This window comes from Kitasatospora kazusensis (assembly GCF_039529945.1).
GTDB classification, from domain to species: domain Bacteria; phylum Actinomycetota; class Actinomycetes; order Streptomycetales; family Streptomycetaceae; genus Kitasatospora; species Kitasatospora kazusensis.
The window spans coordinates 1-7,512 of sequence record NZ_BAAANT010000086.1 but is presented as its reverse complement, the minus strand read 5'-3'; the positions used below and the strand labels follow the sequence as shown (position 1 = coordinate 7,512).

8 protein-coding genes and 1 tRNA gene are annotated in these 7,512 nt (G+C 72.8%); 2 read left to right on the top strand and 7 right to left on the bottom strand.

Going from position 1 to position 7,512, the window contains the following annotated elements; genetic code table 11:
• Window positions 1-133 precede the first annotated feature (133 nt).
• Window positions 134-382 (top strand): transposase, encoded by a 249-nt coding sequence (locus ABD330_RS31670; RefSeq protein WP_344469762.1) that lies wholly within the window; start codon window positions 134-136, stop codon window positions 380-382.
• A gap of 432 nt (window positions 383-814) precedes the next feature.
• On the opposite strand, the gene ABD330_RS31665 is transcribed toward ABD330_RS31670, so the two are convergent.
• The 5 genes from ABD330_RS31665 to ABD330_RS31645 form a co-directional block, all read right to left on the bottom strand.
• A tRNA-Pro gene (locus ABD330_RS31665) sits at window positions 815-888 on the bottom strand.
• Window positions 889-1,039: 151 nt separating this feature from the next.
• The gene (locus ABD330_RS31660; RefSeq protein WP_344469761.1) at window positions 1,040-2,347 is read right to left on the bottom strand and encodes an MFS transporter; all 1,308 of its coding nucleotides are present in this window, start codon (window positions 2,345-2,347) and stop codon (window positions 1,040-1,042) included.
• Between the two features lie 270 nt (window positions 2,348-2,617).
• Window positions 2,618-3,403 carry a DUF1684 domain-containing protein gene (locus tag ABD330_RS31655; RefSeq protein ID WP_344469760.1) on the bottom strand — a complete coding sequence of 262 codons (786 nt, stop codon included), beginning with the start codon at window positions 3,401-3,403 and terminating at the stop codon, window positions 2,618-2,620.
• 89 nt (window positions 3,404-3,492) lie between these two features.
• Window positions 3,493-4,356 (bottom strand): acyl-CoA thioesterase, encoded by an 864-nt coding sequence (locus ABD330_RS31650; protein ID WP_344469759.1) that lies wholly within the window; start codon window positions 4,354-4,356, stop codon window positions 3,493-3,495.
• Window positions 4,357-4,540: 184 nt separating this feature from the next.
• Window positions 4,541-5,383 carry an alpha-ketoglutarate-dependent dioxygenase AlkB family protein gene (locus ABD330_RS31645; RefSeq protein WP_344469758.1) on the bottom strand — a complete coding sequence of 281 codons (843 nt, stop codon included), beginning with the start codon at window positions 5,381-5,383 and terminating at the stop codon, window positions 4,541-4,543.
• A 205-nt stretch (window positions 5,384-5,588) separates the two neighbouring features.
• Here ABD330_RS31645 and ABD330_RS31640 point away from each other — a divergent pair, with 205 nt between their 5' ends.
• Entirely contained in the window at window positions 5,589-6,392 is an 804-nt protein-coding gene (locus ABD330_RS31640; RefSeq protein WP_344469757.1) for an MBL fold metallo-hydrolase, read from the top strand.
• Between the two features lie 90 nt (window positions 6,393-6,482).
• On the opposite strand, the gene ABD330_RS31635 is transcribed toward ABD330_RS31640, so the two are convergent.
• Both ABD330_RS31635 and ABD330_RS31630 read right to left on the bottom strand, forming a co-directional pair.
• Complete coding sequence (locus tag ABD330_RS31635) at window positions 6,483-6,830, bottom strand: transglycosylase family protein (protein ID WP_344469756.1); 348 nt, start codon at window positions 6,828-6,830, stop codon at window positions 6,483-6,485.
• 260 nt (window positions 6,831-7,090) lie between these two features.
• The coding region (locus tag ABD330_RS31630) for a LysM peptidoglycan-binding domain-containing protein (protein ID WP_344469755.1) at window positions 7,091-7,512 on the bottom strand (422 nt) is incomplete at its 5' end.

Below are 7,512 nucleotides of genomic sequence, written 5' to 3'. Positions count from 1 at the left end.
CCCAGTGATCACAGAGCGTCGTAACTCCATGATCACCGGGACCTGTGCCCGCCTTGTTTCCGGGTCTCCCCGCGCTGCCTATCTGCGCGAGCTCTTAGCGTAGAGACCGTGACTGCAGGGGAAGTTGGGAGTCATGGCAGACAAGAGGCAGAAGTTCGACGCGGAGTTCCGTGAGGGGGCTGTGCGAATCGGCGTCGAGACCGGCAAGACGCTGGCCGAGGTAGCGAGGGATCTGGAGATCTGGAGATCTGGAGATCTGGAGATCTGGAGATCAACGAGACGACGCTGGCGACCTGGGTCTCGCGGGCCCGGCAAGCCGGCGGCATCGGGTCCGGGGAGAGTGAGGAACTGGCGCGACTGCGCCGGGAGAACACTCAACTGAAGCTGGACAACAAAGAATTGGCGATGGAGCGTGATGTCCTCAAACGCTGCATGGTCCTGTGGGTGAAGTAGCTGTGGCGGACCCGGCGGAGCTCGTCGGGATGATCAGCGACCAGAGGACCGAGCACGGCATACTGCACACCGTCACCTGCCGGGCGCTCGGCGTGTCCCAAGCCTGGTTCTACAAGTGGCGGCGGGGTCCGGCCACGCCGACGAACCGGGAGGTCAGGCGGGCGAAACTGAAGGAGCGCCTCCCCCACAGCCCCCGCACACCGCGGCTGGCCACCCGCCAGACACGGCAGGCCACCCAGCGTCGCCAAACAGCGCCCAAACAGACCGGTCGCGACCACCGTGCGACCACCAGCTGACGGAACAGCAGAAAGGCCGCTCCCACCTTGCGGTGGAAACGGCCTCCGACCTGCGAAAACGCCGGTCGGGACGACAGGATTTGAACCTGCGACCCCTTGACCCCCAGTCAAGTGCGCTACCAAGCTGCGCCACGTCCCGTGGTCTCGTGGCCTCCGGTCAGAGCTTGTGGCTGCTGATCTTCGGCTTCTCGACCTGTCCCCGATCACTCGGTGACGTGGAAAACAATACAGCACTGCGGGGGGTGCTCGCTGCCAGGTTTCCGGTGGGGCCCGTCGGGCGGTGTCGCAGGTCAGGGAGTGGGGTGGCGGGCGTCGTAACGGAGGAAGGCGGGGCGGCGGGCGGCGAGGAGGAGGATGGCCGCGATGCAGGCCAGGCCGCCGGTGACGGCCGAGACCGCCGGGGAGGTGAGGGCGGCGACGGTGCCGGATTCGAAGTCGCCCAGGCGGGGGCCGCCGGCCACGACCACGATGAAGATGCCCTGGAGGCGGCCGCGCATCTCGTCCGGCGCCGCGACCTGCATCATGGTGTTGCGGAAGATCATGCTGATGGTGTCCGCGCAGCCGGCCACCGCGAGGAACAGCAGGCCGAGCCAGAGCTCGCGCACCAGGCCAAAGGCCGCGATCGAAAGTCCCCACACGCTCACGGCGGCGAGGATGGCAATGCCGTGGCGCCGTACCCGGGACACCCAGCCGGAGAACAGCGCTCCGGTGAGCGCGCCGACGGCCGGTGCCGCGACCAGCAGGCCGACCGTGCCGGGACCGCCGCCGTAGAAGCCGACGGCGATCGCCGGGAAGAGGGCGCGGGGCAGCCCGAAGATCATCGCGGCGAGGTCGGCCAGGAAGCTGGTGCGCAGATTGGGCTGCTCGCGCAGGAAGCGCAGCCCGTCCAGCACCGAGGCCCGTCGCTTGCCGCTGTCCGTGCCGGTGGCCACGCCACCGCCACCGCCACCGCCGCCGTTGCCGTTGCCGTTGCCGTTGCCGTTGCCGCCGTCGTCACCGGGCCGCATCGCGGGAAGCCGCCACATCGCGTACAGCGTGGCACTGAACGCCACCGTGTCGACCAGGTAGGCGGACTGGGCCCCGTACGCGGCGATCAGGACGCCGCCGAGCATCGGGCCGACGGTCATGCCGAGGTTCATGCTGATGGTGTTGAGGGCGTTCGCGGCCGGGAGCTGACGGCTCGGTACCAGCCGGGGGATCATCGAGGACCGCGCCGGTGAGCTGAGCGCGAAGAAGCCGGACTGCACGGCCACTGCTACGTACAGCAGCGCCACCGATCCGAGGCCCAGCAGCGCCTGCGCGGCCAGGACCGCCGAGACGGCGGCGAGCCCGGCCGAACCGGTGAGCCCGAGCAGCCGCCGGTCCACCCGGTCGGCGATCGCACCGCCGTACAGGCCGAAGGCGATCAGCGGGCCCAGCGAGAACAGGCCGACCAGGCCGGTCGCGAAGCTGGATCCCGTCAGGCCGTAGACCTGGACGGCCACCGCCACCGCCGTCATCTGCTGGCCGATGGAGGAGACCGACTGCCCGAACCACACCCGCCGGTAGTCAGGTATCTCCCGCAGCGGGCTGAGGTCGGCGAAGGTGCCCCTGGCCATCCGCCGCAGCCGCCCTCGCCCGGGTTCAGGCCGTGAACCGCCGGAAGTCCCGGAGCTGCCGGAGCTGTCGGAGCCATCGGCCTCGGCGCCGTCGGCCCCTGAGCCGTCGGCCTCGGCGGCGCTCGTATCGTCGGATGATCGGGAGGCTCGGGAAGGCTGATTGATCGACATGATGGTCCATCGTCGGTCAGGCGCCCGCCGCGCCCGACACCGGGGCCACCGGCGCGGCCGGCACTGACGCCCACGGCGGCGACCACAGCGACGGCGGCGTCAGCGCGACAGTACCTGCTTCTCCCCCGCCTCCACCGCGACCGTCAGCCGGTTGCCCGGCGGCGGGAACGGGCAGACGAAGTGGTCCGCGAAGGCGCACGGCGGCAGGTACGCGCGGTTGAAGTCCAGCACCGTGCGCCCCTCGGCGTCCGGGGCGGGCAGCGAGACGAAACGGAAGCGGTACGTCGTCTGCCCGCTGGTGGCGTCGGCGATCACGCCGCTGAGCCCGGCCCCCGAGCCGCTGACAGTCAGGGTGTGCGGCTCGCCCGCCAGCGTGAAGGCGATCCGGCCGGCCACCGCGAGCGGGCGCTCCCGGCCGTCCGCGTTGGGCACCAGGACCACCTGATCGCTCTCGGCCCCGAACGGCGTGAAGACCGCCCGCACGGCCCACTCCGGGGCGTACGGGTAGACGGCGATACCCGCGAACGCCTCCCGGGCCGGGGACCGCGGGTCGAACACCCGTAGCGCCGACTCCCCCTCCCGCTCGATCGGTACCAGCAGCACCTCGCCCAGCGCGGCCAGGTCCGCGTCGGGCGAGGTGTCCGGGCGCAGCTCGGTCTCCCCGTCGACCGGCCCGTCGGCACCCTTCAGCGTGATGCCGTCCGCCGCCGTGGCCCGCAGCCGCACCGCACCGTCCGAGGCGGACCACCGCCCGGGCAGGCCGGGCAGCTCGGCGGGCTCGGGCCCGAGCCAGTGCGTCCCGGTCAGCGCGAGCGGACCGTGCGGGGCGCTCACCGCGGCCGTCCGGGAGTCCGTCCAGTGCTTCCATTCCTCGGCGGCGTTCATCGCGTACCCCTCCCGGGAGTCGGGTCGGTCTCGTCCGGCTGGTGGCGGTTCAGGCAGTTCGGCGGGCGGGCTCGGCGGGGTGTCGGCGCTCAGCGGTCGGCGAGCGGCCGGAACAGGCCCTCCTGCATGACGGAGACGACCAACTGGCCGCTCCGGTCGTAGATCTGCCCGCGTGCCAGGCCGCGCGCGCCGTGAGCGACGGGTGACTCCTGCTGGTACAACAGCCAGTCGTCGGTCCGGAACGGGCGGTGGAACCACATCGCGTGGTCGAGCGAGGCCATGTCGAAGTTCCGCTCGCCCCAGAGGGGTTCGACGGGTGCGCGGACGGAGTCCAGCAGGGTCATGTCGCTGGCGTAGGTGAGGGCGCAGACGTGGATCAGCGGGTCGTCGGGGAGTGCGCCGTTGGTCCGGAGCCAGACGCCGCTGCGCGGCTCGACGCCGACCAACTCCTCCTTCGTCCAACGGAGTCGGTCGACGTAGCGGATGTCGAAGGGCTGCCGGCGGCTGATGAACGGCGGCAGCTCGCCCAGCTTGGCGCCGACCTCCTCCAGCGCGCTCGGCAGGTCCTCCGGCGCGGGCACATCGGGCATCGGGTCCTGGTGTTCGATGCCGCCCTGCTCGGGCAGGTGGAAGTCGGCGGTGAGCGCGAAGATGCTGCGGCCCTGCTGGATGCCGAGCACCCGGCGGGTGGTGAAGGTCCGCCCGTCGCGGATCCGGTCGACCTGGTAGACGATCGGCACCCCGGGCACACCGGGGCGCAGGAAGTAGGCGTGCAGCGAGTGCACCGGGCGCCCGGCGTCGACCGTACGCCCGGCGGCCACCAGCGCCTGCCCCGCCACCTGCCCGCCGAAGGTCCGCTGCAGCGACTCCTCGGGGCTGCGGCCCCGGAAGATGTTGACCTCGATCTGCTCCAGATCGAGCAGATCGACCAGCTGGTCGACGGGTGTACCCATGGTGTCCGCTCCCTCTCTTGGCCGACCGCGCCGGGCGCAGCACGCCCGCGGCTCCGCCGTCGTCTATCAGAAGTCTGCTGGTCCCGACCGAATTCCCGCGCCCCGACGCACGCCCCGACGCACATGAACGCACCTGGACGCACACCGAGGCGCACCGGCGTACCCGGTCGCCGCACGGCCCGCGTCACCCCAGGCCGGACTGCCGGACGGTGAGGTTCAGCCGCCCCACCAGCCCGAGCGCCGGATCGGCCGTCCCCGGCAGTGTCCGCGGCACGCCGTGGTACGCGAACCTGGCCGGGCCGCCGAAGACCAGCAGGTCACCACTGCGCAGCTCCAGGTCGGTCCAGGGGCGGGTACGGGTCTCGGTGTTGCCGATCCGGAAGACGCAGGTGTCACCCAGCGAGAGCGAGACCACCGGCGCGTCGACCCGCTCCTCGCGGTCCCGGTGCAGGCCCATCCTGGCGCCGTGGGGGTAGTGGTTGATCACCGCGACATCCGGCGCGTAGCCGGACACTCCGGCCACCTCCCCCGCGCTGCCCGAGCCCGCGCTGCCCGAGCCCGCGCGGCCCGAACCCTCGCCGCCCGGGCCAACGCCGCCCGGGCCCTCGTCCGCCGTCCGGTACGCGTCGGCCACCGCCCGCCGGGCCAGGTCGCCCAGGGCCGGCGGGAACGGCTTGACCGGGCCCCCGTCGCCGTCCACCACCGTCCGCGCGTAGCCGTACGGGTACCAGTGCCAGCCGAGGCAGACCATCCGCACCGACATCACCCCTCCCCGTGGCAGCCGCACGGTGCGCATCCCGCCCGGCGGGCGGGCCCACTCGCGGCAGGCGGCGACCAGGTCCCGCTGTTCGGCCGGGCTGAGCCAGTCGGGCAGCAGGACGACACCGGGTGCCGGTTCCAGCCGCTCACGGCTGGACAGCGGCCGGCGCTGCAGCCGGGACTGCGGCCCGGGCAGCGGCCGGGGAAGCCCGGGGAAGAGCTCGGCCAGCTGCTCGGGGAACAGCTCCGGCGGGGGTTCACCGTCCATTTCCCCATCCTCGCAGCCGCCGCCGACGACGACGGACGGCAGCAACGGCGAACAGCGGCCACCTCCCGGCACCTCCGGCCGTCTCGCCGGCCGCCTCCGCCGAGCGGCTGAGCCGTTCGGCGCAGGGCCGGTGCGGCAGCGGGTGCAGCGGCCGGGCCTGCGGCCCAGGCTGAAGGTGGAGCACTCCAGCCGGCAAGGAGCCGCAATGAAGACCCTGGACTTCAAGATCATCGACTTCTCGGACGCCTCGCTCAACAAAACCGCCGTGCTGGTGACCGGTCCGCGCGAGGCACTGCTCGTCGACGCGGGGTTCACCCGCTCCGACGGCCGGCGGCTGGTCCAGGAAGTCCGGGACTCCGGCCGGCAGCTGACCAAGGTCTTCGTCAGCCACGGCGACCCGGACTTCTACTTCGGCGCGCAGGAGATCGCGGACGCCTTCCCGCAGGCCCGCTTCCTGGCCGTACCGGCGGTGATCGAGCACATCGCGGGGACCTACGAGGCCAAGCGGGAGACCTGGGCCCACCTCGGGGACGAACTGCCCACCCGCCTGGTCGTACCGGAGCCGCTCCCGGGCGACGTGATCGAGTTCGAGGGCCACCGGTTGGAACTCCGCGGCACCGACTTCCACCTGCCCGACCGGCACTACCTCTGGGAACACCAGCACCGGGCCGTCCTCGGCGGAGTGCTGCTCTTCCAGGGACTGCACGTCTGGACCGCCGACACGCCGGCCTCCGCGCAGCGGGCCGCCTGGATCGACCTGCTGGACGGCATCGAGGCACTGGACCCGTCCTTCGTGGCGGCCGGGCACCGCACGCCCGGCTCGCCGACGGACGGTACGGCCGTCCGCTACACCCGGGAGTACCTGCGGACCTTCGAGACCGAGATCGGCCGGGCCCCGGACGCGGCGGCGGCCCGGGCCGAACTGGAGCGGCACTACCCGGGCGCCGGCCTCGTGCTCGCCGCCGACCTCGGCACCAAGGTCGCCAAGGGCGAGCTGGTCTGGTCCTGACGTCCGCGCCGCTCCGGCAGACGCTGCGCAGTTCCCGCCGCTTCACCCCGTTCCTGCCGACTCCGCGCCGCTCCTGCGGACGCTGCGCCGTCAGGGGCTGAGCAGGCCGACGTGTCGCGCACAGGCCCCCCAGGCCGCCCAGCCCTGCTCGCGGCGGATCTCCTCGGCGACGGTGATCTGCTGCCGCCGGGTCGCCCGGTCCGGCCGGTCGGCGAAGGACACCCCGCCGGCCTCCCGCCAGGTGGGGGGCCAGATCTGCAGACCGCCGTAGTAGCCGTTGCCGGTGTCGGCGCGCCAGTCGCCACTGCTCTCGCACTGGGCCAGCCGTTCCCAGATCACGTCGGAGGCGGGCGGGGCGCCGGGCGGCTGCGAAGGCGACGGGGCGGGGGAAGGGGCCGGCGTCAGGGCTATCAGGGCCAGCAGCAGTATCGGTCGCATGACCCCATGAAGGCACGGGCCCGGCCGCCGCGCTCGACCACGCCGGGGCGGGCGGCTCCGGACGGACCTGAGCCGCCCGGCAGGCGCGGCGCCCCGTCGACAGGACTCCCGTCGGGCCCCGGCGGAACCCGGCGGAACCCGGCAGGACACGGCAGGCCGGGACCGACGGGCGCGGGCTCCCCTGGGAGCCCGGAACGCGAAAACACCGTCGGCCGCCCCCGGGTGGGGGACGGCCGACGGTGTCGGTACTACGGGGTACGTCAGACCGAGAGGACCTGGCCCGGGAAGATCAGGTCCGGGTTGCCGCCGACGACGCCGGCGTTCTGGTTGTACAGGGTCTTCCAGTCGAGGCCCTTGGAGGCCGCGATGGTGCTCAGGGTGTCGCCGCTCTTGACGGTGTAGTTGCCACCGTTGCTCTTCTGCACGGGGGCGGCCGGAGCAGCCGGGGCCTTGGCGGCCTTCGGCGCCGGGGCGGCGGTGGTGGTGTGCTTCTTCGAAGCCGAGGAGTCGGTCTTCGGGGCCGTGCTCTTCGGCGCGGCGGCGGCCTTCGGCGCCTTGGCGGCCGGCGCGGAGGACGAGGAGTTCGACGAGTTCGACGAGGAGGTGTCGACCTGGGCGGCGGCGCCGCCCTGGCTCAGACCCGCCTTGACGGAGCAGACCGGCCAGGCGCCGGGGCCCTGCG